Origin of the sequence: Vibrio syngnathi, assembly GCF_002119525.1 — a bacterium.
GTDB lineage: Bacteria > Pseudomonadota > Gammaproteobacteria > Enterobacterales > Vibrionaceae > Vibrio > Vibrio syngnathi.
Map to the genome: position 1 here is coordinate 3,186,460 of NZ_CP017916.1, position 24,867 is coordinate 3,211,326.

The window sequence follows — 24,867 nt, forward strand, 5'->3', positions numbered from 1 at the left end:
TAGTTAGTATCGAATTCATAACTGACGGGCATTCCTAATGCCAGCTAATGCTTCAATGATTTGTCTAGTGCTCAATCAACAATTTGATGAACTCAAGGCGTTCTGTTGGAGTTGTATATGTTGCTGATTGTCTGGTCGGTAGACATAATTTGATCAGTTTCTAGAAAACTTCTGGACAAAACGGTTTAGGGTTGCAGACCTAAACCGTACAGTTAGGATAAGTAGAATTTAGAGTTCTGTGAAGAACTGTACATAGATAGACAAAGTGATCGCCTAGAAAAGCAAAAAAGGCGCAATAGCGCCTTTTTGAAGGATTGGTCTCGAGCCTTCTCGGGATTAGACCTCAGCAGATAGGGGAGACCGTTTTTTTCGGAATCAATGGCTTAGTGAACCATTAATTAAAATACTTTATGATTGTGAGAGTATAACATTAAATTCTGAGAATTCAATTTTGAGATTAGATAAAGGGTTAGAAAGAAGCAAGTTTACTAAACGTGAGTTGTTCTTCATGGAGTGTTGGTTCAGCCTGTGTCATCTACATAGTTTGGATAATGACCGAGTCTCACATAACAACGTCCTAAACGCCACCAATGAGTTACTTCAACTCTACCTATTCAATGACAAGCATGGGAGTGTTGATAAGAGAGCTCTGGTGACACTGGAGATGGTTGAACTTATGGAGTCAGACCGTCAGCTTGAAAATGCTCTCCTCTTAGGGGTTCCCCAGCATATTTTAGCCTTGTGTGACAAAAAAATATTAAGAGATCCCACTAAATCTGCAGTTGAATGTCAGCGAGAGCTAGTGGTTAGTTTAGTTACTCAATTCAGAAGTCTTCTGATGGAGCACTATCGCTTTCTTGCTGCTGAAGATCTGGAGTATCTACTAAAAGCTGAACTTGGTGATAAAGAAACTGAAGAGAAAAGGTTTGAGAAAATCTACTCTGTCACGGAAGCACTAATCAGTCATGTTTTGACTCTAGGTATGACGGTTGCTGAATGTTTTATGCTGTACAAGAACTGCCTTAGCAGCGTTTCTACGTCGTTTGAGGAAGCTTTTTCTCTACTGAAGAAAAGTGTAACGAGAGCGCAGTCAATTTACCAAGTGTCTATCTTTTTGAGGAGCCAAAAGCTCTATGAACTTATTGGTAAAGGGAGATCGCGGAAGTATCAAGACAGTGTATTTTATACTCTCGATGAAGAGGACATCACTGCTGATGAGACACTACCTACTGATATCAAGAAGCGAAAAAAATCGCTAGTGCAGGTCGATATCGAAGTCAGTGCAATATCGATTTTTTCTGCCAGAACACAAGCAGAATTCTCACTGAATCAATCGTTAGACAGAATAACGTACATGGTAAAAAGAGAACCAATAGAAAGGTTGAATAGCTTTGGGGCAACTTTTCTTGATGGGAATGATAACGAAATTAAGAAGTTCTTCTACAACTTCGAGAAACCTTTACAGACATCTTTAGATCGATTGGGTGATGATGAGTTCGAGCTGTATATGGAAACAATGGATAGAGTGCAAAGGCAAGCGTCTAAAGAAACAATATCAAAAATTAATGCTGCTTTTCGTTACTTTCAAAATGGTGTTTCTGAAAGTAGTCAAGAGAGCCAACTAAGTTCTCTTTGGTCTGCTTTGGAGTCGATTACCCAAGGGGTCTCCAGTAAAGGAATGGGCAAAGATGAACATGTCCATTTCACAGTTTTACCATGTATTGCATTAGACTACCTAATAAAGCAGCTTTTTGCTCTCAAAGGGGTAAGTAAAAACCTTAACTGGAAGAACATCGAATTCGAAGGAAAAAGTGTTGAAATACAAACACTTAATTTAGGTAACCTGTATGCACTTCTTAAAAATCAACATGTAAAGCAAGAGATTGTCCAAAGGTTAGACGACTATCCATATGCTCAGTATAAATTCTCAAGGTTTATTGAGCTATGCCAATGCCCTTATAAGTTGGCACTAAAAATGGGGGAGCATAAAAATAAGGTTTCTATGCAGCTCAGTAGGCTTTATCGATTCAGAAACGCTATCGTACACAACTCTCAGACCGGTATGCGGCTAGATATTATACTCGCAAATTTAGAGCACTATTTACGTAGTACCCTTAACGCAATGATCTACACCATGCATCATGCGACTACTATCAGTTCTCCGGAAGAGGCATTCATTAGATATAGGCACATGTTCGAAGCTATTACAAATGAAATGAATCCACTTCAGGGGCTTACAAATAAGAGCGCAATTGAGGGCATGAAGAAGCAGATTGAAAATGGAAATGCACCTATACGAGACTCGTTACTGACGAAGTGGTTAGAGGTACATCAATAAACAAGATGTTTTAGATAGATTTGCTATAACGGGACAAAAAAGAAAAAGGTCTGATTGGTTACTAACCTCTCAGGCCTTTAAATTTGGCGACTCATCCCAAACTTGAACTGGGACTCGATTATGAGCTTAATCTAGTATTAGGAGCGGAGAAATGCTAACCAGAGAGCTTTTGACTAATTTCTGAATTTAACATTAGAAAAATCATGAAAGCTCACTAGGTTAACGTGAAGATATTTGTCGTCGCCAACAGCTAATGATGACCGTGTTGGCATGTCTCTGGACAGAGTAAGCTTGCCACATTCGGTTCTTAGCTTTAACCTAACGTTGAGAGCCTCGGGTATCCCTGCTTTTTCTTGGAGTTACTACTTACTGTCTGATCAGAAGTAATGGTATCGAATTGAACTTGGCTTAATTGCAAAGCAGACCACCGAGGACATACGATAGCCCGGCCCTCTTCCGCTTATAGAGTATTGACCACAGGTTACGCGTAATAGAGCCACTACAATTAGTGGCTCTTGTCGTTTCTGGCATTCGGAAAAAAAGCCCCTACGCCATCGTTAAGCTTACTTATAGTACTGATAACGTCGTTTAGAATTATGCTTCCAACTTTTTGCTAGGTCATGCACATACGCCGGATAGTCATCCCACGGGTTAGCCAAAGATCTTCCTCGCGCAGCCCGTAGTTTAATCGGGTACCCTCTGCACTCAATCATGTGAAGAAAGTAATAGCCCTTCTCCTGTTTTGTTGAAAAGTGCTTGTGGATTCCACTGCGAATGCTGGGATAAAAGCCCCAAAGATATTGACGCTGGTATTTAATTCGTTTTCGGTACTGCTGTTTCAGTTTTTTCATTTACCCTCCTGGCTTACATTACCTAGAAGGGGTCCTTTGCAAAGTAATTCATTTCATCACCTCAACGTACTTATCATAAATCTAGCCCATGCTTTCCCCCGATCACATGGAGGTAAAAGCCGAAATCACTCTCTGTTTAAATGCACCAAGCCGCAATTCATCAAACGTCCCTAGTGTTCCATAAAGGTTGTTTGAATTGCCCGTACGGCTTTCCCAGGATACTGTTGTGTCGATACTATTTAGAGGCTCTCTCGAAAGCTTAGCACTTAAATTATTCTGTCGATTAACTAGCTCTGTCTCCATTGGTTTTCCCATATTCACATAGATACAAGATTCTGGAATATCATCTTCAATACGCTCTGCAAACTGAATGAGGTTTTGTTCCGCAAACGTAAATAGCCATGCTTGCCTAGCCATGGAAGAGTCTATACGAAGAATACGTCCTAGTACTTGTCTGAAATATAATTCCGTTTTGACAGAACTCATATGGCAGCACACTTGGAGTCTAGGTATGTCTGTCCCCTCACTTATCATTCCGACACTAACAATCCATTGAGAGTCACCTTGTCGATAACGGTCTATTTCTGCGAGTGGTTCTTCATGCCTATAAGTGACAATTGAAACGGTTTGGCCAAACTTTAAAGAAAGTATATCTTTGATAGCTTGAGCATGTTGAACCGACGCAGCAACAACTAATCCACCGGCATTGGAAGAGTCAATACGTATTTTTGCTAGCCGATCACATCCTAAACCGAGTAAATACTCCATCGCTTCTTGGTTATGTATCACACTCTGATAAGACGCTTTCGTCTGTTTAAGCATCTCTAAGATCGATGAAAATGACTCCACTTTTTCGCTACTACAGACAGACAATTGCTCATTATCAACCAATACAATATTAGGTGCTCTACAGACACCATCATCAATAGCCTGTTTAAGGGTGTACTGGAAGTCGACAAGGAGCTGTCCGTCTGGGTCACTGTATTCACCCATAACAATAGGTAAAGAGTCAGAGCGCCACGGAGTCCCCGACATCGCAAGAGTATAGGTCGCTAGTCCCTGAATCTTAGTGAGCACTTGCTGCCCCCAGACGTTCGCATTTTCAAGCTCAGTCCCAGAACAATGGTGGATCTCATCAAATACAACAAACACTCGATGATTACGTAACGTCTCCCAAAATTCATCGTTAAGAAATTGAATGGATTGATATGTTAACGACTGTCCGATAGAGCCTAGACCACCGTTAAAAGTGCAACTAAGAGTCTGAGAAAAGGTTTTTTTGATTCCCTCAGAAACCGTTAAAGATGGAGAGAAGCACAATACAAGATCGACCATATCATCATTAAGTAATCTTGATGCGACAGTTGCAGCGAGCACCGTTTTTCCAGAACCAGGCGTTGCTTGGCAAAAGAAGTGTTGCCGGTTTCCTCTGAACTTCTGCAACGCATCTTCAGAACATTCAACCTGCCACTGCCTCAACACGGTTGATTGCCCTCAGAAAGAGTTTTAAGAACATTCTCTAATCCATTCATCTTTCCAAGTAAGTGCGCAGAGCGTTCTCTTGCATGTTGTAACAATGGCATTAATCGGCTCTCGAGTTCAGGAAACCGACACCTTAATGATTGATATTCATCTATTTCACCAAGAACGAGCTCCAATTCACCTTTGTATTCATTACTCTCTCGAAATAACACGGAATAATCCGGTGTAGTCTGTTTTGTAGAAGCTTCTCGTTCAACTTTTCTTCGGGGCGCGGCTTCAAGCTCCATAAATTGCTCAGTTTGAAAGTATCTTTTGTTTCTTCCTTCTCCTTCACTGCGCAGCCAACCCCTTTGTTGGTATTGCCATATTTGCCGATAAACCTTCTTCCGAGCTTCATCAAGGTTTTGTGTACCATCCCCATCATTTAATGAAGCATCCCTTGCCTCTATAACAGAAAAACCATCCATTCTTTTTTCAATCAACAGCTTAAACATTACCGCACTGATTCTAGTAGAACGTTTCACTTACTGCCTACACCATTCAAAAATACTAAGGATTGCTTAGTATACATAAATCAGTAAAACTAAGAAAATCTTAGTTACATAGAGCCTATTAATATGAATTCTAAATGTCGATCGACAACCCTATTCCTGTGCGGCTCAAAGAAGTTCGCAAAAAAGCAAAGATCTCCCAAAAAGAATTGGGGATGCGTATTGGTATCGATGAAAGTTCGGCTAGTGCGCGAATGAATCAGTATGAGAAAGGGAAACACACTCCAGATATCAGTACATTAAAGAAAATGGCTGACGAACTTGGCGTACCTTTAAACTACTTTTTTTGTGAGGATGAAAGCTCGGCAGAACTAGTTTGCCTGATAGCAAAAATGAGTAAGGCTGAAAAGCAGAAGCTCATCAGCCTTATAGGTGAAAATATTCAAGATATTGAAAGTAAATAAGTCTTATGCGTTTTGGCCTGCGACCCAACCAGACGACCAAGCCCATTGGAAGTTAAACCCTCCAAGGTGACCTGTCACATCAACACACTCACCAATAAAGTAAAGCCCTGGTATATCTCTAGCTTCCATTGTTTTAGACGATAAATAATTGGTGTCAACACCACCAATGGTCGCTTCTGCTGTTCTATACCCTTCAGTCCCATTAGGTTTAATTTCCCAAGAGTGAAGAGCAGAGCTAATATTCTCTATCTCCCGTTTATTCAATTGGCGAAGTGGTTTATTTTCAAACACATTAAGTTCGATAAAATACTCGACAAGGCGTTTAGGTAACACTTTAGACAGCGTTGTTTTAACCTCTTGTGCAGGGTTGTTTTCTGCTGCTTTTTCAATCAGTTCAATAGCGTTCAAACCAGGTAGCCAATCAACTTGAACTACATCGCCAGAGTTCCAATACGAAGAAATTTGCAATACTGATGGGCCAGAGATACCTCGGTGAGTAAATAAAAGAGCTTCTAGGAACTCTTGATTGTTGCAGCTAATTCGGACAGGGAGAGCAGTTCCAGTTAATTCTGTTAACCCTTTTTCTCGACCATCTAATGTGAACGGTACCAAGGCTGCTTGAGGAGAAACAACCCCTAAACCAAACTGTTCAGCGACTTTCCAGCCCAAAGGGGTTGCACCTAAACGTGGCATTGAAAGTCCACCCGTTGCGACAACCAAAGACTTACAATTAAAAATTCCATTGGAAGTCTCTACTTTAAAATTGTTATCTGCTACACGTTCAATTGAAGTAATTTCACATTGGTACTTATATTTCACATTACCAGTTTCATCACACTCATTAATTAGCATTTTTACGATATCTTTCGAGTCATGATCATTAACACAAAACAATTGCCCATGATCACGCTCTTCAAACTCAATACCATGCTTGTAGATCATCGAAATGAAATCCCAATTGGTATATTGAGCCAGTGCAGATTTAACAAAGTGGGGGTTTTGACTTAAAAAGTTTTTTGCTGTGACATCATAGTTGGTAAAGTTACAACGCCCACCTCCAGCAATAAGAATCTTACGACCAGGCCGTTTACCATGATCAAGCACAAGAACTGAACGCCCGCGTTGACCTGCACTAGCTGCGCACATTAAACCGGCAGCGCCTGCTCCAATAACAATAACATCTGACTGAATAGCTGACATGAAATAAGACTCTTAGGGCTATGAAGTGATAAATAAAAGAGCGACATAGTACGGAAAAAGGCATTCACCAGCAACAAGCTCACGCAGGTATCAACACACCTAGTTACTTATCAACTAGAAGGTTCGACTCTTCTTCAATCGCATTCAAGTTTTCTATTATAGGTTTTAAATCAGCCTCACTATAATTTAGCCCCTTTATCTGCGCTTTAGCATCACTCACCAGTTTCGATATTGCACTAAAACGTGAGTGTAAATTCTTCATTTGATAAGCATACTCGAAGACATCTAGCTCTTCCCATGCTAGATCAATATATTCGTTCAAGCTTTTATGGTCTTTATGATCAGTGAAACTAGCAACTTTCTTAAGAATGGTTTCATAATCTTTGTCATTAAAACTATGAGCACTCTTCAAAGGGTTTTTATCCATGAAAGAAACAAGATGTAGCTTAACCATGTTGGTTACAAAACGATGTCTAAACATACTTTGACAGGTTTTAGTCACGATACCAGCTCTCAAGCTCAATCGATTAAAATCCATATAAGCTGCAGACTGTTTTACAGATTTAGCTGTCTCTGAATTTAGATATATAAAATCATCCACCTCAGACTCACTAGATATAAGCTCATACTTTATTAACCTCTTGATGAACTTATCTCTATGCATTGACATAAAAATCTCGAGCCTCATCGCAACACTACGCTCTATGGGAATTATGCGAAATCGTGCCTCTTCACGTTTGTATGTAGGAATTTCAAGTTTTGCATCTTCAATGTGTTCTACATTCGAACTATAGGGAATTCGAACAAGTTCTATTGGTCTCAATCCCGTAGCTTCAAGCAATTCAAGCTGAATACGCCTTCTGTGGTACATATAATCAAGGTGATCTTCTTGGTCTTCCTTGTCAAAAAGTTGAAGTAAATGGTCATTTAGCCGCATCACACCCCTTTCGCAATTCAATGTATCCCATAACCTCTTTATGACAGAGGCGGCAATAGCGGTTTTTGGCTTCGTTGCTGAAGTTGGTAAACGTGTAGGAAAAACTTCGGACGGTCCAAAATTTCGACCTTCCCGGCCTCTTTTTTGAATTATTTTGAGCTTAACTTGATACCTTTGCTTTGGTCTATCAACACCGATAATGTATTGAGTTGGGTAATGCTCAGCTTGAAGCCATTTCAGAAAGGCTACAAACTTAGGAAGAATTATAAGCCTAATAGTGTCGTTGTTACGTGCACGCGTTAACCCATCCGATTTCTTTTCAGCAACCAACTCACTGACTAACTCATCGATATGTATTGTTGTTAGATCCCAAAATTCAACGTTCTTCTTATAACAATAACGGACCAGATGAGATAGTGCAGAGGCATAAGTGCCAACTGTCCCCCCATCTTCTCGAGTAATTGTTACTGCACCTTCAGAAACTAAGTGCGCAAGATACATTTCAACAGGAAAGCAAGTTGTTCCATCAGGCCAACGAAACTGGTAAATACCCTCAGATATATCTTTATTTGTTAAGACTTCACCTGAGCTCTCATCAAAACGAAGTATTGAAGGAAACTCCACATCAGAAATGAAGGTGTATAGTTGACTTTTATTTTTCATTATCAACCTCTTTCTTTAACCCGAAATAATCTGCATACAAATTTTTATGCTTGTTGTATTCAAGAGCATTTCCATTCGAGTTTGCAAGTAAATCAAGTACTAAACGATTAAGGTCGTTATAAGCCCTAACCAAAATAGCTTGGTCGCGTTGCAAGTTATCAATATGTTGCTTAGCTTCCTCCATCGGTGTCAGGTTTGGTCCTTCATTACTTGACTCTAAAGGGATATTTTTATGCCTTTTTATTAGCTCCTTTCTAAGGTTGTCAACGACTTCATAACCATTGAGGTTCCCTTCACATTGAATATAGTCTGTACAATACTTCTTGAAGGAGTTCAGAGACATCCCTTCAATGCCTCTTCCCTTACGCTTAAGATTGGCAAGGCTTTCTTGACGATCACATTTCGAGATTAGCCATGTATAAGTATTAGAGTTGTCATTGATAGCTTTTTTCATCTCACTGTATAGATTAATGACTGACTGAGCTTTTCTATTTAACATTACTTTCCTCCTCATCACCTTTGGTTACTTGGAAAGCAACTTTTGCTTTTTCAATCAAGCCATTACGCTCACTAATACTATAGAAAACAATCGAAAACTTACCTTTTCTCAAGCGAAGCGCTATGTAGGCTGCAAGATCATCCTCAGGGATTGATGTATAATCTTTAACCTTAAAGTGCTCACAAACAAGCCTATATAGTTCCTCTGTATTTTCCATTTCAAGTAAAGAACTTTGTTCATGAAAGTAGGTGACTTGTTGACGAGCATAATCAGCTTCAATCTCTGTCATTTCAGAGCCTGGACTGTTGGATTCAATATAAGAAAGGATATGTTCTGAGTTAGCATGACCTGCGATCCATCGGCATGCATCGATTGAGGAATGTTTAAAAGACCAAAAGAATGTCAGTAAAAATGTTTTCCTCATCTCGTGAACATTAATATACCAACGTCGACCATACTCATCGACAGTCGTCTGATAGTAATCACAAAATCGCTCCAGAGCTCCAATGATCAAATCTGAACCGAGGATACTTCCCATTCTATTATCTGAACCTGTATTTAATTGATAAAGCAGGTAACCCGACTCCCGCTTACTCACTTCATAAGCAAATTTCTGTGTGATTTTGTTGAGTTTTTGTAAGGTCTGAATCGCTCTTGCTGTAATCTTAGGGATCGGTTTAGCTGTTTCAGGAAGTTGGTCATTCACTCCAGACTTCATGAGAGAATGAACCATCCAGTAACCGTCTCCTTCTTTGTGAAATAAACAGTTATATGGCAAGCGAACAATTTCTTCCATGCGAATCGGTTTCAAGCCCGCAATCAAAATAAAACAAGACGCTTTCAATAACTCTAAGAGACATACAAAAGATAATCCGGTTCGATCTCCATTCATTTTATTCTTTGAGTACTCTTTAAACTCTTCATCAAGACGAGAGAAGCTCACTATATTAAAGTGGTTTTTGATCTCACTAGGCAGCAGTGATTTCAATACATCAATTTTTTTGTAGTTGTAATTATTGTCTCTATCCAAGTGCCCCTTAATCTCGAGTTCTGTTAACAAAGTCTCATAAAACTGAACGATGTTATCTGCATGATTAATTATCATATCGATAGACTTATTAAGAGTAAGTAGACTGGTTTCTAAAGGTATCCAAGGTGTGTGCTTTGTAGGTGTCGATATCCTAGAAATGTAGGCTGAAAGCTCCCCAATCCTTATTGCGTCAGGATTTGGTAAAAAAGCTTTAAACATATCCCAATACTGAAAACCTTTTCGGAAAAGCGTAACAATTGCTACTGCTGTTGTGTCTGTATATGTTTTTCCTCTTACATCTTTCATTAATGGGGTTCGGTGGGATGGAAAGTCAGTATATTGATTTACTGGCAATAAGACCTGGTTGTTTTGCTCAAGTAGATCCGGCTCGAACTGCCTAAAGAACAAAGTTCCAGCATGCCCATAGGCATCTTGTGCAGAGAGAGAGGTGTTTTTATAGAAACTTTGTCTATCAACCACCTTTTTCCCATGGCCGTTATCTCTATATAACTCGTTACTTTCAAAAAACGAAATGCCCTCTTTTATCGCTTTTTCATCTAACGTCAAAGGATCAACATGATGGTCTAGATGTAGACCAATCTCAGCCATCAAACGATGACCAAAGCGAAGAGCGCCGAATGAGCCACCAGATATAATTTCCTTTAAAAACAATTTTATATCTGATTGTGATAATTTAGAAAAGCCATGTTTGCTCGGTTCGAACTTGTCTTTATGAAGATACAGCCAGTTGACGAAGGTTAATATTCTTGACCCCATATGCTGAACCGATATTGAAGCCATTCTTTCTTGGTTAATAGGATCATCAACTATTAAAAAGAACCACTTTTGTAACTGATGTAAGAAAGACTGGTTAACTATATCCGTGAGGGCTGTTCCATCAGGCAACCGTCTATTCCAGTTAACACTGACTGTATAACGGTACATCTCTCCTGTTTTTTTCAGTCGTTCTTTATTGTTTTTTCTAGTTTTTGATGTTCTAACAACCCACTTTTCAGCATGAATATCCGAAAGCAACCACTGTGCTTTGTACTCCGTATAAACAAGGTTATCTATAGCATCAAAAGCCGAAAGAAAATCTACGATTTCAGCTTTCAAATGTGCTTGATTTGATCCGATATGAACATTAATAGGCTTCATTGCTCTTTCCCTTTAGATACAAATAAATCGCCCCAGCTTGTCTTATTCAATAGCTTGGTTGCCTGTTCGGTAGCTCTTATGTGTATTTGACTAATGCGTGATTCTTTACTTGTCGGAAGGAAATTGATGAGATGGTTTGCAAGTGTAATAAAAGCAAGAGGTGATAGCTGAGTTGCATCGTCTACTATCGATAAATCCTTTGAACTCACCGAACTATTTAGTGCGGCTAGTCGGTAGAGGTATAGTGCAGTCAGAACATTTTCAGAAAGAGGAACATCTAATGTTCCTTTCACCTCACTGCTTACTCCTTCCGAAGATAGACTACGTAAATACTCAATAAGAGGACTTTTATTACCCTCGTCTTCTAGGAGCGTCAGAAGAAAGTGATGTATTTCTTGCCAAGAATTAAAATCGACAGCCTCAAGACAGTAACCTTCCTTGAAGGTTGCTGCAACGATAAGTAGATTCTGAAACCGTCGAACTAATCTTGTATTGTATTGAGCGATCAAAGGCTCAGGAATATAGTACTTAAGAGCAACTTTCTGTGTGTTTCCCAAAATTCGAGAAGCTGAAGCTATCGAACCAGTTCTGAACCACTCTAAAACACCTTCAGACGCTCGGATCTTAGAGTGATTTATGGCGCCCGGCCCTAACCCAATACCAAATAATGAAGGGAAGTGGCTTGATAAGTGTATCTGCTTATGACCTAGCTCAATTGAGCGTTTAGATTCGGATCCTGTTATGATTTTATCCACCTTACAAGAGTCAGGATTAACTAGTCCTTTACTCTTTCGGGAGTAAGCCAAAAATAGGAAATTTTCTTGTTTCTTATTTTTTATTAAATGCAGGTGTTTTTTACGGATTTCATGAAGAAATTCAATGATCTCTAAGCTAACGTCATCAAGGTTTTCTTTTTTCATATCTGACGCGCGAGCTTTAGTAATAGAGAACGACATCCCTAAATCATCAAGCTCCAATAAAGGTTTATTATCTGTATATTTAACCTTAGCTTGCAACAATGATATGTAGGTAAATTTGGGGTTTAGCATCATCAAGAGTGCAATCAAACAACCAATATCAGCATTACGAATGTAACCAAAACACCAATCAAAACGATGTGAAATATCGATATTATCAGTAGATTCAAAACCTAACTTAGGTAAGCATCTAACCGCATCGCTGGTGAATGCCCGATCTGATAATGAGCTGGGTAATTTAGCTTTGGGTAAATCTTGTAGCTTAAAAATGCCATTACATTCCGAACCAACTACATACATGAATAGCATTGAACCAAATAATGACGTTGGATTGGCTATATGTCTTCTACGCGGAGGTTTTGGTTTTCCATCTTTTCCTAAGTCATTCCGGTCATAGGAAAAGTCATAGAGATCACTATTTATATAACGAGCCAATAATTGGGGGTGCTTTTTAGGGAATTCTTCCATCAAAGACTGAGCAAAGTCATAATGTAATTTAATAGCTTGCCAATATTTTAGTAGGCAATCATGCAATGCATTCCTTGAACGCTTCAAATCAAACTGTATTTCATCAAGGTATTCGACATCACTTCTAGAAAGAGAAATTGGAACTAAGACATTGTTAATGGTGTCATCAACTTTAACTTCAGTCGCTTTTTTTTCACCGATCAGCACAGCCTTAAAGCTACTTTTCTTAGTAAGTTCACCTGTCTTTTTCATTCTAGGGATAATCACGTGGGGAGGTATAACGTCTCGATCCTTCAAGAACACTAAGAAAGGTTTGAGGTTCTTATTCCACTCATCAACACGAGTAGATAACGCCTTGTTGTTTGAGGATACTAGTGTCTTAGCATACGCTTGCTTCACTAGTTCGCGCCACTCTGTGGCATTAGTTGGTAGGCAGTCTATGCATATATATTCGAATGTTGCATAGAGTGTACTGTTGATACGTTTAATCCAAGACACATAAGATGCAGATCTCTTGCCTTGACAATAAAGAATCATTAGCTCAGATAAGACATCTCTATCTTTAAGCTGAAGGTGATAAGTTGAAAGCTCAATGAATCGATCGATTCCACGATCGCAAGTATAGTTAAAGCCTGGTTTACCGTTTTGGACATGATATTTCATGAACCCACCTAATTGTCATTATTTTAATCAAAAATAAACACTTAAAAATCAAGCAATATCATTATAGAACATATGCTTAAATTAAGTATTAACTCCGATTTTGACAACTTAGTGTGTTAGGAATATTACCGTTCGATAACCTTCAGTGCCATTTGGTGCAATTTTCCAGTTCTCTAGGTGCTCAACGATGCCACTAAGCTGCTTTTCATTGAACTGCTTAAGCGGCTTGTCTTCCAACTCTTTACGGTCAATCAACACTTCCACAAAACGCTTCGGTAATGCTTTAGCTAAGGTATTTTTCAGGCTCTGATTTGGGTGCTTCTCGCGAGAGTTAGCCAGTAACTCCGCCACATCCACTTCTGGTACTAGATTAATCGAAACCGATTGACCCGCTTTCCAGAACGAAGAAATTTGCAATACCGAAGGGCCAGATAAGCCGCGGTGAGTAAACAGCAACGCTTCTTTGAATAAGGTACCGTCTTGCGCTGTGATCTCCGCAGGAATCGCGATTCCTGAAAGCTCAGCGAAAGCTTCTTTGTCTTCTTTATGCAGAGTAAATGGCACTAGACCCGCAGTCGTCGGCATCACAGACAAACCAAACTGCTCAGCAATCTTATAGCCAAATGGGGTTGCGCCTAGTTTAGGCATCGACAAACCACCCGTTGCTACAACAAGTGAGTCACACTCAACTTCGTCGGTATTAAGGTGCATCTTAAAGCCAGCGTCTGTTTTTTCGATTGAGTGAACATCACAACGGTAGCGCTGTTCAACTTTCGCCTGCTGACACTCTTCAAGCAACATACTCACAATGTCTTTTGCCGTATGGTCATTGACACAGAACAGTTGGCCATGATCGCGCTCTTCGAACTCAATGCCGTACTTGCTCACCATCGAGATAAAATCCCAGTTGGTGTATTGAGATAAAGCAGACTTCACGAAGTGAGGGTTGTTACATAGGAAGTTGTTGGCTGAAACATCATAGTTAGTGAAATTACAACGGCCGCCACCTGAGATTAAAATTTTTCTGCCTGGTTTCTTTGCATGATCAACCACCAGCACTCGTCGGCCGCGTTTTCCCGCTTCCGCAGCACACATTAAGCCCGCGGCGCCCGCACCAATTACGATTACATCAAACTTTTCACTCATTGGGGTTCTGCTTTCTTCACTTTTGCACCCCGAGTACGCCCTGTTCTCGACATGCCATCAATAAAAAAGGATGTGCATAAACAGCACACCCTTACTAATTGCTCGCTATTTTAGCGGCAATTTTAAACTTTGCAATTGATGTTCAATTGTACAATTTGCAGACAGCAGCAAACCACTACTTGGCTCAGCGAATCAACAACCGAAGCTTTACACCAAAAACCTAAGCTCTACTTCACACGAACTAAATAACTTAGACGATGAAAGAAGACAGCAAGGTGACACCTAACAGAGCAGAAGAGAGTATGAATAACTGTCTTACACGATCACACTTCGACGTAAAAACTTCGTCGTGATGATGGTGATACTCTTTGCTTTTGATGTAACTGAACAAGCGAACCTGTTTGGTCATATTGCCGTGAGTTGTGAAGAATCCACCTCCGTCTACTTGTTGATAAAGTAGAGGATGTGCTTCTCGCATTATATAAATGAGTGTTCTTAGCGCAGTAAAATAACGCGCCCAGTTCACGCAAGTCACAACCATTAGTGCAAATAGAATAGTGTCGCCGCTGATCATCCTTTCCTCCCTACATCTTCATAAGAAAACTCAAAAGAAAAAGATAATCAGTGTCTTTCTCGTACTACCTAAACGGCAGGAGCTTCCATAATTGAAGATGAACCATCTTTTGCCAATTGCGCTAGGTCTTTATCAATAAAGAACAGTGCTTTACCGTCTTCACCAACAAGCTCTAGCTTATCCAATACACCTTTAAACAACTTCTCTTCTTCGTGTTGCTCTGCAACGTACCATTGCAGGAAGTTAAAGGTTGAGTAATCTTGTGTGCTGAAAGCAACGTGAGCCAGTTTGTTGATCTGTTGAGTAATCATTTGCTCATGTTCGTAAGTTTCACGGAACACAGCCCCAAGGCTATCAAATTCATGTTTTGGCGCTTCAATCGCACCTAAAATTGGCATTGCACCTGTCTCACTTACGTAAGTAAAAAGACGCTGCATATGTTCCATTTCTTCTACTGCATGAACACGCAGAAACTCTGCTGCACCTTCAAATCCTTTGTCTTCACACCAAGCACTCATTTGTAAGTATAGGTTGGATGAGAAAAATTCTAGATTAATTTGCTCGTTCAGTTGCTCTACCATAGTTTTTGATAGCATTTAAGACTCCTAATTACATCTTCAGTTTTCTCTACTATATCACTATTTTATCAATATCTCGCAGACCATTAGTTAACCAATATTTCGAGCAAACATTACGCAAGACAGTGGATATGAGATCACTTCAGCAAAAAAAGCCATTGCATAGTGCTAGTCTTTAGTTAAGCAATGAATAGAGGAGATAGCGGTATGAGTTACAAACATATTTTGGTCGCAGTCGATTTATCAGATGACAGCAAATTACTTGTGGATAAAGCGGTAGCATTGGCTAAGCCATTGGAAGCCAAAGTCTCTTTTATCCATATCGATATTAATTATGCAGAGCTCTATACTGGCCTAATTGATATCAACATGGCAGAAACCCAGCACAACGCGATGGAAGCATCTCGAGTTCAGCTACAAAATTTTGCAGAACACGCTCAATACCCTATTACCCACACCTTAGTGGGCAGCGGCGACTTGAGTCATGAGCTGTGTGACACCATCAACGAGTTCAATGTTGATTTGGTGGTTTGCGGTCACCATCAAGACTTCTGGAGCAAACTGCTCTCTTCAACACGACAACTGATCAATGCCTCGCCGGTTGATATGCTGGTCGTGCCTCTAAGAGATTCAGAAGACTAATGAATTAAGGTTAGGTAACATACAGCTCATATCTTATTAACGAAGTTTTTATATGAGCTATTTAGCTAGTGTTACCCTCTTATGGGCCTTCTCTTTTAGCCTGATCGGCGTTTACCTTGCTGGTCAGGTTGATTCTTGGTTCTCTGTATTAATGCGTGTTGCCCTTGCTGGCATTGTATTTCTTCCTTTCCTGAAGTTTCGAGGTATCTCGCGTAAGCTGATCGCTAAGTTGATGGCTATTGGTGGTATCCAGCTTGGGCTGATGTACTGCTTCTATTACCAGTCTTTCTTGCTGCTATCCGTTCCTGAAGTCCTTCTGTTTACCGTTTTTACCCCAATTTACGTCACGCTTATTTATGACTTCCTCAAAGGGCAATTCTCTCCGTGGTATTTAGTGACAGCGGCGATTGCTGTATTGGGAGCTGTATTCATTAAATTCGCGGGTATCAACGAAAACTTTTTAGTCGGTTTCCTCGTAGTCCAAGGTGCAAACCTGTGCTTTGCTATCGGCCAAGTTGCTTACAAAGTAGTGATGGAGAAGGAATCGACAGAGTTACCTCAGCGCACAGTATTTGGTTACTTCTATTTGGGTGCGTTGTGCGTCGCTTCGGTTGCTTTCATACTCTTAGGTAACCCTGAGAAGCTGCCAACAACCACTCTTCAATGGGGCATCCTGATTTACCTTGGCTTGATTGCTTCGGGGCTAGGTTACTTTATGTGGAATAAAGGTGCATGCATGGTGAATGCTGGTGCACTGGCTGTAATGAACAACGCCTTAGTTCCAGCCGGCCTTGTGGTGAACATCCTGATTTGGAACAGAGACGTCGATTTGGTTCGATTGGCCATTGGCGGCGCGGTTATCTTGTTCTCTCTGTTCGTCAACGAGACATGGGTGAAAAAGCGTGTTGCGAGATCCACAAGCAACGCCTAACCGCTTTCACCGAGCTAAGTGAACTAAACTAAGCCAAATGAACAGAGCTCAATGAATTGGCTCGGATAACCCCAAAAAGCAAAAGAGCGACCTAATAAGGTCGCTCTTTTTTAATCATCGTTGCAGCAATAAGCTATTTGTATCAGTTTCAGTGAATGTGACTATGGCTCACTACCTGAGTCTTGGTTTCAGTGAAAGCTACGTCATCAAGTTGTAGGTTGATACGTTCAAGGTCGCTTTCCAGTTTTTGACTTTTCTTAAACAGCTTTTGCTGCTTCTTAATCATCTTCGCGAGCTTTTTGTTGTACTTCTCTTGTTTCTTCGCCGCTTTCTTCGCTTGTTTGAGTTCAGCTTTCTCATCGCCGCTCGCCTTCGCCATCAGTTTTTTCAGCTTGGCTTTTTTCAACGCGACTTTATCCGCTTTTTCTACGATAGCAGGATCAAAGATTTGTACCGTTGGCTCAACGCTGTCCATTACCTCGATAAGAGAAACTTCTGGAGTTGGCAATGTTTCAGCAAGTAGACCACACGCGACTTTTTCTTCAGCGGGTTTATTCTGACAATCAATCGGTGGGATGGCTGTTGGTTTGCATAGATTCGCTTGATCCGACGATGAGCGCGCACAAGAGCGGCACACGAACTTTGGTTCAGTCACCAAACTGTGGATTTCTCCCAAGTGCTCGGTGATATCTCGACGGTTTAACTTACAAAAGCGTTTAGCCATGCTACAACTCCAGCTAAGAATAATAATGATTCTTAGTTAGATATACATCCGTAACGCGACTATCGCAAGTGTTAAATGGTGATTTATCGTATTTATGACGGGAAATTTTCTTAGCGTGTTCTAAGTTATTGATGCTTTAACTGAGCAACTGATGTCTTAACTAGGTCATTGATGCTTTCACATACACATCAAAACGGTTTTTTTTAGTTTCGATCACCATGCTCGGTTTTTGCTCGTCTAACCATGCTGCGTAATCCGGTCTTTTGACCACAACGCGCTTCGTTGCCAGCTTCATCGCAGGCTCAAACAAACCATCGGCATCCAGATCGGCACCCACCAACGATTGGAATACGCGCATCTCTTTCTTAACCAAAGCCGACTTCTTCTTGTTCTCTGGGTGTGGGTACATTGGATCGAGGTACACCACATCAGGCTGTTCGAAGTGAGGGTCGTTGCTAAGTTTATCCAGCGCGTCGTGACTTGAAGCGTGAATCAACTTCATACGTTCGCTAACCCAACAGCCGATGTCTGGGTCTTTTTGCGCTCGCAGCAAACCATCATCAAGCAGTGCTGCGACAACTGGATGTCGCTCGACCATCTGCACTTTACAGCCCAACGAAGCCAATACAAACGCGTCACGCCCTAAGCCTGCCGTACCATCAAGAATAGTTGGCGTTGCGCCTTTGTTTAAACCCGCTGCTTTGGCAATTGCCTGACCTTTACCGCCACCAAACTTACGTCTATGGCCAACCGCTCCGCCGACTAAATCAACAAAAATAGCGCCAAGCTTAGGTTCATCGACTTTACGTAGCTCAAGTCGCTCGCAAGTCAGTACCAAAGCAAAATCGCTGTTTTCATCATGAGATAAATTCCAACGGGTCGCTAAGTCATTTAAATGATCGATTTGGGTAGCATCTTCGCAAATCAGTTGTAGTTGCAAGGTCGTCTCCAACAGACAGTAGTATTCAAAACAAAAGAGGCAACCAGTTTACCTGATTGCCTCAACAATACATATTAACGGTGAAAAGTATTCACAGCTAAAGTTGTCTTACCTAAACCAATTACTCTATCTCTCTTCTTGCCTTAGCTCTTCAACAAGCTCAGCCAGTGGCTTCGGTCGACCAATAACATAGCCCTGAGCATAGTTAACACCGAGTTCAATCAACTTATCGAGAACCTGAGTATTTTCAACAAATTCAGCCACCGTGTGCTTGCCCATCTGCTTCGCTAAATCATTGATCGAACGAACCATCACATAGTCCATCTCGTTAACATCAATATCACGCACAAATAGGCCATCAATTTTCACAATATCAACGGGTAATGCCTTCAGATATCCGAATGACGACAAGCCTGAACCAAAATCATCCAGAGCAATCAAACAGCCGAGCTCTTTAATTCGAGTAAAGAACTTGATTGCCTGCTTCATATTACTCATGGCGGCCGTTTCAGTGATCTCTAAACAAATCTTATGGCAAGGCACTGATGAGTTCGCCAAACTTTCAATCAAGAATTCAACAAACTCTCGGTTACCCATCGAGTGACCAGAAAGGTTGATTGAACACATCCCCAAATCATCAACGAGATGTGGGCGTTGCTCCAACCAATTCAACGTTTGACTGACGACTTGGCGATCAATCAAATGCGCGATGTTATAGCGCTCAGAGGCTGGCATGAAGATCCCCGGTGAAATGTACTCACCTTGGACGTTCTTGATCCTCACCAGTATCTCAAAGTGCATTTTGTTGCTATTTTCCTCTAGGCCAAGAATACGTTGAGCAAACAGCTCTAAACGATCATTAGCTAAGGCTTCATGTACCAAGTTAACGCATTCCATTTCTAAATGGCGGCGGCGAAGATCTTCATCATCTAGATGATAAAGGTGATAACGATTACGACCTTCCTCTTTAGCGGCATGGCAAGCGGCATCTGCCTGTGCATGCACCATTTGTGATGAAGCGGCAGTATGATCAATCAATCGAATTCCGATAGAACAGGTAAGATTGAGATGAATATCACCCCATAAGAATGGATTCTCACTCATCATAGATATAATACTGTGACAGACATTAACAGCATCTCGCTCAGTACAGTCTTTGATTAATACCGCAAACTCATCTCCCCCCATTCGAGCTAAAACAGCATTATAAGGAAGCACATCTTCTATCAGATTAGCGCTAAATATGATCGCGGCATCACCCGCTTCATGCCCTGCTGTATCGTTCAGTACCTTCAATTGGTCCAAATCTAAGAACAACATCGCATGAGTTCTCATATGACTCTCGACCTCTTTCAGCGCCTTTTGTAGCTCTTGCTCAAAGTGGTTGCGGTTGAAAGTGTCAGTAAGCAGGTCATAACGCGCTTGGTACTCTAACTTTTCAGAAAGTTCGCGGGTTTCAGTAATATCCTCTCCAACAATCAACAGCTGACCCGAGTCGACCAGTGGACGAATATTTTCACGAATCCAGATCGTTCTACCATCCACATGACGATACTCGATATCACGACGCCACACGCCGCGAATTTTGTGCTGTGGTTGCAACAAGATATGACGAGGAATCATCGCGTTTTCATCCACATAGAACTCTCTAGGACGATGTCCCAAAAGCTGATCAAGTGGATAGCCTAGTAACTCTTCAGCAAACTGGTTCACTTGCTGAATACGATTATTGACATCCAGTGTAATCATCATCACCGGCTGCTTGTCGTAATACAGTTTGAGATTCGCTTCACGTTGGAACAATTTGTTCTCAGCAAGCTTTCGCGAGGTAACATCACGAGCTTCAAATAGGAACTGAATCGTGTCCTCTTCACTGCTCGGCATCGGCTTCAAAGAGATATCTAGCACCATTCCACCACGATCACGGCACCATACCTCAGCCTCAAATCGTAGGGTTGGATACTCATCCCTTTCAGCAAAGTATTCCTTCAGCACTTCGCCAGCTGCATCATCCCAATATTCTTGGAGAGGTGTTCCCAATTTATAACCTTGATTATAAAGAAGCTCATGCAGCTTACTGTTGCTCGACAGCAGTACTCCACCTTTATCAAGAATGCCCATGTACTGTAGGCTTTGATCGAATATCGATTCCAGTAACAGTTGGCTCTGTCGGCTGGCTCGCTCACTTTTCTTAAGGCGGTTGAGGTAGTAAACCAAGACAGCGATAACGCATGACATACTCAGGAAGATCAATCCGATAGTTCGAATTTCATCACGGTAACGCGTCAGGAATGATTTAGGCTTATTCAGAAACGTGACTGCCGCTTCATTCTCAGCACCCAGATTCCAACGAGAGAGTTGTTGATAGTCTAGTTTAATTTCCGATGCGCCAGGAGCGACTAAAGGCAGAGGGGCATTTGGGTTCGCAAGTACCTCCAATAAAACACGTCCCGTGTCTCGGCCTTGCGTTATACCACTTTGAATAACACCGCCTATCGCACCAAAACCCAACCCCAAGTCGTGCACCATATACAGTGGTATTTGGGTTTTTATATTCAATTTTCGCCAGTCTTCAACGCTACTCACGTTACCTTCAGCATCGCGATAATAGGCCCAAAAGAGTAAGCTCTGACCTAGATCAGTTCGCTGAGAAAACGCTATTAACTCTTGGTAAGAGTCAGGCACATAATGCTCTACCAAATCGGAAAAATTGGGGTGAGTCTCAATAGAACGATCGACTTGTGAGCGGATAGCATCACCCGTGACTGAGTGATCTGTAACAATGTATATCTTCTTTACACTTGCTTGAAGGCGCTTAATTAGCTCAATATTACCTACTAAATCAATATCTTCAGTAATACCCGTCGCGTTCAAACCTTCAATCATTTCAGGGGAAAAATTGTTGATGCCACCAAAGATGACTGGCGTATCTTTGAGATCGAGCGCAAGACGCTTCATTAAATTAAGGGCGTTGTTGTCACTGACTACAACCGCTGCAAATTCTTCATGCATCAACTTTGTGTGATAAAGCTGATAAACTCGCTCTAAATATTCTGGGTTTTGAGTACGTTTACTATCTAAATAAACAACTCGATACGATAACCCATCGCGATCCAGCTCTTCTGATAATCCTTTGTGGAAATCATCAGTCCAGAAAAAACCTTGATGATAAGAATGAATAACCAACACATCTTTTGTTTGAGCTGAAACGAAAACACTCCAACACATAACAATCAAAAACAACGAAAATCGCACTGAATTCACCCTAACACTATAGTTGCTGCTAATATTATCACCCTTGGCTATGATGTGTACTAAAGCCGGTATGTTTTTTATTCACCTTAAGGATTATGCATGTCCACAACTACAGCTCGTCTGGATGATCTAGACCGTGCCATTCTCAAAACCTTGATGGAAGATGCGCGCACACCTTATGCTGAAATGGCAAAGAAATTTGATGTCAGCCCTGCAACGATTCACGTTCGTATCGAAAAAATGAGATCGGCAGACATCATTGAACGAACCGAGGTTGTAGTAAACACCAAGAAGCTTGGTTACGACGTGTGTTGTTTTATTGGTATCAACCTCAATGCAGCTCGCGACTACCATTCAGCCATTGCAAAACTAAACGCCTTAGACGAAGTTGTTGAGGCTTACTACACCACTGGCGCCTACAACATCTTCGTTAAGTTGATGTGTAAATCGATAGAAGAGTTGCAGTTCGTGCTAATTGATAAATTGCAGGCGATTGACGAGGTTCAATCAACTGAGACATTGATTTCACTGCAAAACCCTATCAACCGTAACGTGAACCCATAATCTATAGACACACCAGAATTATGTTTAGGTGACCCAAAAAGAAAAGGCTGAACACAATGTTCAGCCTTTAATTTATCTAGTTTATGTCGTCTCGAATATAAGCTCTGTTACCTAGTATAAGCTATGCAGCTAGCAATAAGGTAATCACAAACCTAAGCTTGAATACCCGCATGACGAAGCATCGCATCGATTTGAGGCTCACGACCACGGAAGCGTTTGAACAGCTCCATCGGCTCTTCACTGCCACCCATCTCAAGGATGTTGTTCAGGAAGCGGTTGCCCGTTTCAGTGTTGAAGATACCCTCTTCTTCAAATGCTGAGAACGCATCTGCAGACAATACTTCTGCCCACAGGTAGCTGTAGTAACCTGCGCTGTAGCCACCAGCAAAAATGTGACCAAAGCTGTGTGAGAAGCGGTTCCAATCAAGGCTTGGCAATACAGAAACCTTAGACTTCACGTCGGCTAGCGTTTCTAGTACGCGAGCACCCACTTCTGGGTCGTATTCTGTGTGCAGCGTAAAGTCGAACAAACCAAGCTCTAGCTGACGCAGAATAAACATCGCAGATTGGAAGTTCTTCGCCGCTAGCATCTTCTCTAGCATCTCTTTTGGTAGCGCTTCACCCGTTTCGAAGTGACCAGAAATGAACGACAGCGCTTCTTCTTCCCAACACCAGTTCTCTAGGAACTGACTTGGTAGCTCAACCGCGTCCCAAGGCACGCCATTGATACCAGAAACCGCACCCGCATCAACTTGCGTTAACATATGGTGAATACCGTGGCCGAATTCGTGGAATAAGGTAACCACTTCATCGTGAGTAAATAGCGCAGGCTTATCACCGACTGGCTTGTTGAAGTTACACGTTAGGTAAGCCACTGGCGTTTGTAACTCGCCAGATTGAGTGATGCGACGACCGCGACAGTCATCCATCCAAGCGCCACCACGTTTGTGCTCACGTGCATATAGATCTAGGTAGAAGCTACCGCGCAATGTACCTGTCGCATCAAAGATGTCAAAGAAGCGCACTGAATCATGCCATGTATCCACACCTTCACGCTCAGTCACAGACATACCAAACACACGGTTTAGTACTTCGAACAAACCAGACACTGCGTTCGACTCAGGGAAGTATGGACGAAGCTCTTCATCAGAGATCTCGAACAAGTTCTGTTTTTGTTTCTCGCTGTAGTAAGCGATGTCCCACAGGTTTAGCTCAGAGACACCAAACTCTTTCTCAGCAAACTGGCGTAGCTCTTCGACTTCGCGCTCACCTTGTGGTTTGGCTTTTACTGCTAGGTCGTTAAGGAAACCAAGTACTTGGTCTGGCGTTTCTGCCATCTTAGTCGACAGAGATTTTTCGCTGTAAGTGCTAAAGCCAAGCATGCGTGCGATCTCGTGACGCAGCTTAAGTTGTTCAGTGATGATCTCAGTGTTGTCCCACTTACCAGCATTTGGACCGCGATCTGAAGCGCGAGTTACGTAGGCTTCGTACAGTTCTTTACGCAGTTCTTGGTTATCACAGTACGTCATCACTGGTAGATATGAAGGGATGTCCAGAGTCAGTAGATAACCTTCCTGCTCTTTAGCTTGTGCCGCGGCTTGTGCTGCTGCCAATGCCGATTCAGGCATACCAGCCAGTTCAGCCACGTCTGTAACTTGTTTGCTCCAACCCATGGTTGCATCAAGCACATTGTTTGAGAATTGAGAACCCAGCTCAGACTGACGCTTGCTGATCTCGCCGTAGCGGTGCTGCTCGTCTGCGGGTAAGCCAATGCCTGATAATTCAAAGTCACGCAGTGCGTCGGTAATGGTTTTCTGTTGAGCTTGGTTTAATGCCGAGAATGCCTCACTCGCCTTGATCGCTTTATACGCTTCGAACAAACCTTTATGTTGACCAACCCACGTTCCGTACTCAGAAAGTACTGGTAGGCAGCTCTCATAAGCGTCACGCAGTTCGTCGCTGTTCATAACAGAATTCATATGGCTTACAGGAGACCAAATACGGCCTAAACGATCATCCACTTCTTCAATCGGAGCAACGAGGTTGTCCCAGCTTGGTGAAGTATTACCTTCAAGTACTTGTTCTATCTTGTTGCGACACTCTTCAATCACTTGCTCAACCGCTGGCTTAACGTGCTCAGGTTTGATCTGTGAAAACGGAGGTAAGTCCGTGAAGGTTAATAGCGGATTAGACATATAAACATTCCTTTGGCTTTAGAGACTTTCGTCTTTTTTGTAATGAGGTCGTCTTACAGTCATCAGGCTAAGGGTCGCCCTAAAAAATCACCTGCGA

Annotated in this window: 19 protein-coding genes and 1 pseudogene; 5 read left to right on the plus strand and 15 right to left on the minus strand. The window is 41.6% G+C overall.

Going from position 1 to position 24,867, the window contains the following annotated elements; all coding sequences use genetic code 11:
• Window positions 1-451: 451 nt before the first annotated feature.
• A complete protein-coding gene (locus K08M4_RS14460) occupies window positions 452-2,338 on the plus strand; it encodes a hypothetical protein (RefSeq protein ID WP_157665749.1) in 1,887 nt (628 codons plus the stop codon).
• 563 nt (window positions 2,339-2,901) lie between these two features.
• On the opposite strand, the gene K08M4_RS14465 is transcribed toward K08M4_RS14460, so the two are convergent.
• From K08M4_RS14465 to K08M4_RS14475, 3 genes are all read right to left on the minus strand, one after another.
• The gene (locus K08M4_RS14465; RefSeq protein WP_086050303.1) at window positions 2,902-3,189 is read right to left on the minus strand and encodes a hypothetical protein; all 288 of its coding nucleotides are present in this window, start codon (window positions 3,187-3,189) and stop codon (window positions 2,902-2,904) included.
• Between the two features lie 102 nt (window positions 3,190-3,291).
• Window positions 3,292-4,671, minus strand: a complete 1,380-nt coding sequence (locus K08M4_RS14470; RefSeq protein ID WP_086050304.1) for a DEAD/DEAH box helicase — start codon at window positions 4,669-4,671, stop codon at window positions 3,292-3,294.
• The gene (locus tag K08M4_RS14475; protein WP_086050305.1) at window positions 4,665-5,195 is read right to left on the minus strand and encodes a VspR family transcription factor; all 531 of its coding nucleotides are present in this window, start codon (window positions 5,193-5,195) and stop codon (window positions 4,665-4,667) included. Before K08M4_RS14475 ends, K08M4_RS14470 begins: the two co-directional genes overlap by 7 nt.
• Before the next feature lie 104 nt (window positions 5,196-5,299).
• Here K08M4_RS14475 and K08M4_RS14480 point away from each other — a divergent pair, with 104 nt between their 5' ends.
• A complete protein-coding gene (locus tag K08M4_RS14480; RefSeq protein WP_086050306.1) occupies window positions 5,300-5,626 on the plus strand; it encodes a helix-turn-helix domain-containing protein in 327 nt (108 codons plus the stop codon).
• A 3-nt stretch (window positions 5,627-5,629) separates the two neighbouring features.
• Here the strand turns inward: K08M4_RS14480 and K08M4_RS14485 are convergent, their stop codons facing one another.
• The 8 genes and pseudogenes from K08M4_RS14485 to ftnA all read right to left on the minus strand — a co-directional run bounded on the left by K08M4_RS14485 (window position 5,630) and on the right by ftnA (window position 15,537).
• Complete coding sequence (locus K08M4_RS14485) at window positions 5,630-6,826, minus strand: BaiN/RdsA family NAD(P)/FAD-dependent oxidoreductase (protein ID WP_086050307.1); 1,197 nt, start codon at window positions 6,824-6,826, stop codon at window positions 5,630-5,632.
• Window positions 6,827-6,929: 103 nt separating this feature from the next.
• The gene (locus K08M4_RS14490) at window positions 6,930-8,426 is read right to left on the minus strand and encodes a tyrosine-type recombinase/integrase (protein WP_086050308.1); all 1,497 of its coding nucleotides are present in this window, start codon (window positions 8,424-8,426) and stop codon (window positions 6,930-6,932) included.
• A complete protein-coding gene (locus K08M4_RS14495) occupies window positions 8,416-8,925 on the minus strand; it encodes a hypothetical protein (protein ID WP_086050309.1) in 510 nt (169 codons plus the stop codon). The genes K08M4_RS14490 and K08M4_RS14495 overlap by 11 nt, the downstream gene beginning before the upstream one ends.
• A complete protein-coding gene (locus tag K08M4_RS14500; RefSeq protein WP_017079366.1) occupies window positions 8,915-11,113 on the minus strand; it encodes a hypothetical protein in 2,199 nt (732 codons plus the stop codon). The genes K08M4_RS14495 and K08M4_RS14500 overlap by 11 nt, the downstream gene beginning before the upstream one ends.
• On the minus strand, window positions 11,110-13,221 hold the full coding sequence (locus K08M4_RS14505) for a hypothetical protein (protein WP_086050310.1): 2,112 nt from the start codon (window positions 13,219-13,221) through the stop codon (window positions 11,110-11,112). The genes K08M4_RS14500 and K08M4_RS14505 overlap by 4 nt, the downstream gene beginning before the upstream one ends.
• A 129-nt stretch (window positions 13,222-13,350) precedes the next feature.
• Window positions 13,351-14,367, minus strand: a pseudogene (locus K08M4_RS14510) (BaiN/RdsA family NAD(P)/FAD-dependent oxidoreductase); the annotation flags it as partial.
• A gap of 250 nt (window positions 14,368-14,617) precedes the next feature.
• On the minus strand, window positions 14,618-14,941 hold the full coding sequence (gene uspB, locus K08M4_RS14515) for a universal stress protein UspB (protein ID WP_009848060.1): 324 nt from the start codon (window positions 14,939-14,941) through the stop codon (window positions 14,618-14,620).
• A gap of 68 nt (window positions 14,942-15,009) precedes the next feature.
• Window positions 15,010-15,537 carry a non-heme ferritin gene (gene ftnA / locus K08M4_RS14520; protein WP_086050312.1) on the minus strand — a complete coding sequence of 176 codons (528 nt, stop codon included), beginning with the start codon at window positions 15,535-15,537 and terminating at the stop codon, window positions 15,010-15,012.
• 189 nt (window positions 15,538-15,726) lie between these two features.
• Between ftnA and uspA the strand changes: the two genes are divergently transcribed.
• The gene (gene uspA / locus K08M4_RS14525; RefSeq protein ID WP_009848061.1) at window positions 15,727-16,161 is read left to right on the plus strand and encodes a universal stress protein UspA; all 435 of its coding nucleotides are present in this window, start codon (window positions 15,727-15,729) and stop codon (window positions 16,159-16,161) included.
• A 52-nt stretch (window positions 16,162-16,213) separates the two neighbouring features.
• Entirely contained in the window at window positions 16,214-17,092 is an 879-nt protein-coding gene (locus K08M4_RS14530) for a carboxylate/amino acid/amine transporter (protein ID WP_086050313.1), read from the plus strand.
• Window positions 17,093-17,240: 148 nt separating this feature from the next.
• Here the strand turns inward: K08M4_RS14530 and K08M4_RS14535 are convergent, their stop codons facing one another.
• The 3 genes from K08M4_RS14535 to K08M4_RS14545 form a co-directional block, all read right to left on the minus strand.
• Window positions 17,241-17,816 (minus strand): hypothetical protein, encoded by a 576-nt coding sequence (locus K08M4_RS14535; protein ID WP_086050314.1) that lies wholly within the window; start codon window positions 17,814-17,816, stop codon window positions 17,241-17,243.
• Between the two features lie 160 nt (window positions 17,817-17,976).
• Window positions 17,977-18,756, minus strand: coding sequence for a class I SAM-dependent methyltransferase (locus K08M4_RS14540; RefSeq protein ID WP_086050315.1), 780 nt, complete (start codon window positions 18,754-18,756; stop codon window positions 17,977-17,979).
• A gap of 126 nt (window positions 18,757-18,882) precedes the next feature.
• Window positions 18,883-21,984 (minus strand): EAL domain-containing protein, encoded by a 3,102-nt coding sequence (locus K08M4_RS14545; protein WP_354000827.1) that lies wholly within the window; start codon window positions 21,982-21,984, stop codon window positions 18,883-18,885.
• Between the two features lie 126 nt (window positions 21,985-22,110).
• On the opposite strand from K08M4_RS14545, the gene asnC reads away from it, so the two are divergent.
• On the plus strand, window positions 22,111-22,575 hold the full coding sequence (gene asnC, locus K08M4_RS14550) for a transcriptional regulator AsnC (RefSeq protein ID WP_009848066.1): 465 nt from the start codon (window positions 22,111-22,113) through the stop codon (window positions 22,573-22,575).
• Window positions 22,576-22,727: 152 nt separating this feature from the next.
• On the opposite strand, the gene prlC is transcribed toward asnC, so the two are convergent.
• The gene (prlC, locus tag K08M4_RS14555) at window positions 22,728-24,770 is read right to left on the minus strand and encodes an oligopeptidase A (RefSeq protein WP_086050317.1); all 2,043 of its coding nucleotides are present in this window, start codon (window positions 24,768-24,770) and stop codon (window positions 22,728-22,730) included.
• Window positions 24,771-24,867: the final 97 nt, after the last annotated feature.

What these genes read in the sequence shown, in the direction of transcription:
- K08M4_RS14465 (WP_086050303.1), bottom strand. Translation starts at nt 3,189, where the DNA reads ATGAAAAAACTGAAACAGCAGTACCGAAAACGAATTAAATACCAGCGT.
- K08M4_RS14480 (WP_086050306.1), top strand. Translation starts at nt 5,300, where the DNA reads ATGTCGATCGACAACCCTATTCCTGTGCGGCTCAAAGAAGTTCGCAAA.
- K08M4_RS14485 (WP_086050307.1), bottom strand. Translation starts at nt 6,826, where the DNA reads ATGTCAGCTATTCAGTCAGATGTTATTGTTATTGGAGCAGGCGCTGCC.
- K08M4_RS14490 (WP_086050308.1), bottom strand. Translation starts at nt 8,426, where the DNA reads ATGAAAAATAAAAGTCAACTATACACCTTCATTTCTGATGTGGAGTTT.
- K08M4_RS14495 (WP_086050309.1), bottom strand. Translation starts at nt 8,925, where the DNA reads ATGTTAAATAGAAAAGCTCAGTCAGTCATTAATCTATACAGTGAGATG.
- K08M4_RS14500 (WP_017079366.1), bottom strand. Translation starts at nt 11,113, where the DNA reads ATGAAGCCTATTAATGTTCATATCGGATCAAATCAAGCACATTTGAAA.
- K08M4_RS14505 (WP_086050310.1), bottom strand. Translation starts at nt 13,221, where the DNA reads ATGAAATATCATGTCCAAAACGGTAAACCAGGCTTTAACTATACTTGC.
- uspB (WP_009848060.1), bottom strand. Translation starts at nt 14,941, where the DNA reads ATGATCAGCGGCGACACTATTCTATTTGCACTAATGGTTGTGACTTGC.
- ftnA (WP_086050312.1), bottom strand. Translation starts at nt 15,537, where the DNA reads ATGCTATCAAAAACTATGGTAGAGCAACTGAACGAGCAAATTAATCTA.
- uspA (WP_009848061.1), top strand. Translation starts at nt 15,727, where the DNA reads ATGAGTTACAAACATATTTTGGTCGCAGTCGATTTATCAGATGACAGC.
- K08M4_RS14530 (WP_086050313.1), top strand. Translation starts at nt 16,214, where the DNA reads ATGAGCTATTTAGCTAGTGTTACCCTCTTATGGGCCTTCTCTTTTAGC.
- K08M4_RS14535 (WP_086050314.1), bottom strand. Translation starts at nt 17,816, where the DNA reads ATGGCTAAACGCTTTTGTAAGTTAAACCGTCGAGATATCACCGAGCAC.
- K08M4_RS14545 (WP_354000827.1), bottom strand. Translation starts at nt 21,984, where the DNA reads ATGTGTTGGAGTGTTTTCGTTTCAGCTCAAACAAAAGATGTGTTGGTT.
- asnC (WP_009848066.1), top strand. Translation starts at nt 22,111, where the DNA reads ATGTCCACAACTACAGCTCGTCTGGATGATCTAGACCGTGCCATTCTC.
- prlC (WP_086050317.1), bottom strand. Translation starts at nt 24,770, where the DNA reads ATGTCTAATCCGCTATTAACCTTCACGGACTTACCTCCGTTTTCACAG.